Origin of the sequence: Streptomyces albospinus (genome assembly GCF_014648695.1) — a bacterium.
GTDB classification, from domain to species: domain Bacteria; phylum Actinomycetota; class Actinomycetes; order Streptomycetales; family Streptomycetaceae; genus Streptomyces; species Streptomyces albospinus.
This window is the reverse complement of the sequence record NZ_BMRP01000133.1, coordinates 1-1,393: the sequence shown is the minus strand read 5'-3', so window position 1 is coordinate 1,393 and position 1,393 is coordinate 1. Positions and strand designations below refer to the sequence as shown.

Genomic DNA, 1,393 nt, shown 5'->3' with positions numbered 1-1,393 from the left:
CCCGGGAGGGTGAGGAACCGGGCTCGCTCACCGCCCTTCACGTCCCATTAGGCGTACTCCAGCTACGACAACCGTGCTTATCTGCGACGGCGGGGGATCAAGGCGACCATTGCCCAGCCCGATGACCAGCGGGCCAAGCGCCGGCGCAAGGGTCGGGCCGGCGGACGCCCTCCGGCCTTCGACAAGACCCAGTACCGTCACCGCAGTGCCGTCGAGCGGTGCGTCAGCAAATGGAAGCAGTACCGCGCAGTGGCCAGCAGGTACGACAAACGTGACTACATCTTCAACGGCACCCTCGCCGTCGCAGCGATCGTCATCTGGCTCCGCGACACCGTCCAAGAGCCATCAGAAACGCCCTAGGCGGGCTGCGGGGCGGGCGTTGCCGGAGCGGCCGCGACCTTGCCGGTCTCGCGCATTATCAGCAGGCCGTTGACCACCATCAGTGTCGCGGTCAGGCAGTGGACGCCGAGCGCGGTGGCCACGGAGCCGTGGTGGGCCAGCACGTTGGTCATGTCGCCGTACGCGGCGAGGGCTTCCACCAGCAGCGCCCAGCCCAGCGCCCGGCGGTGGCCGGTCACCAGCAGGATGCCCAGGACCAGGGCCAGGACGACGTCGCGGATTCCCTTGACGATCAGGAAGCCGTCGCCGTCGCCGGACGGCCAGCTCGGCAGGCCGTAGCCCGGTGCCGTCGTCTCCGGGCTCAGGATGTACTCCGTCCCGAACCAGAGGATGAAGAAGATGAAGGCGGCGGCCAGGACGGTGTTGATCTTCTTCAGCGACATCGTTCTTCTCCTTGCGAGTCTTCGTCGGCTTGGTGAGCTTCGTGGAGCTTGCTGAGTCGTGTGGGGCCTGATCAGGCCGCGCGGACGCGGCTGATCGAGGGGCGTGGTTTGTCGGGATCGCCGTTGTGGGATCTGAGCGGCAGCTGCATTCCCGGATGTCGGGATTTCGGTGGTCGGCTGCCGCCCGGGGAGTGGGGATTGTGCGCCACCGGCGCGGCGTCGGCCCGCGGGGTCAGTGATCCGAAGCCCTGTCGGGCTCACCCCGACGGGGCGAGTCGACGGCCAGGACCAGTCGGCCGTCCGGAGAGTGCGGCTGTGGCAGCCCGGCCGGCAGCACACGCAGCCGGTCGACGTCGATGCGGCCCCGGTTGAGATCGCCGTACGGCCCGCCGTGCCCCGTCGGTGTTCGGGCAGCAGCGTCAGGTCGACCGGTGACGTCACCGGACCGTCCGCGCACATCACCGCGTCGGTCGCGACTACGAACGCGATCCCGCCACCAGCGAAGCCGTGATCCGCTGAGCCGCCGTCGGCCTCACGACCCGGTGCCGCCCGGGGTGAGGAGTTCCATGAGATGTCCGTCGGGGTCGCGGAAGTAGGTGCCCCTGCGGCCT

The 1,393-nt window shown here is 69.1% G+C and carries 1 protein-coding gene and 2 pseudogenes; 1 reads left to right on the top strand and 2 read right to left on the bottom strand.

Annotated features, from left to right (window positions below):
* Window positions 1-51 precede the first annotated feature (51 nt).
* Window positions 52-360, top strand: a pseudogene (locus tag IEZ17_RS41610) (transposase); the annotation flags it as partial.
* On the opposite strand, the gene IEZ17_RS41605 reads toward IEZ17_RS41610, so the two are convergent.
* Window positions 357-782, bottom strand: a complete 426-nt coding sequence (locus tag IEZ17_RS41605; protein WP_189308827.1) for a DUF4267 domain-containing protein — start codon at window positions 780-782, stop codon at window positions 357-359. The pseudogene IEZ17_RS41610 and the gene IEZ17_RS41605 sit on opposite strands and share 4 nt — an antisense overlap.
* Before the next feature lie 274 nt (window positions 783-1,056).
* Window positions 1,057-1,271 (bottom strand): annotated as a pseudogene (locus IEZ17_RS43715) (NF041680 family putative transposase); the annotation flags it as partial.
* Window positions 1,272-1,393 lie beyond the last annotated feature (122 nt).

Coding starts and splice junctions, on each gene's coding strand:
- IEZ17_RS41605 (WP_189308827.1), bottom strand. CDS start 782: ATGTCGCTGAAGAAGATCAACACCGTCCTGGCCGCCGCCTTCATCTTC.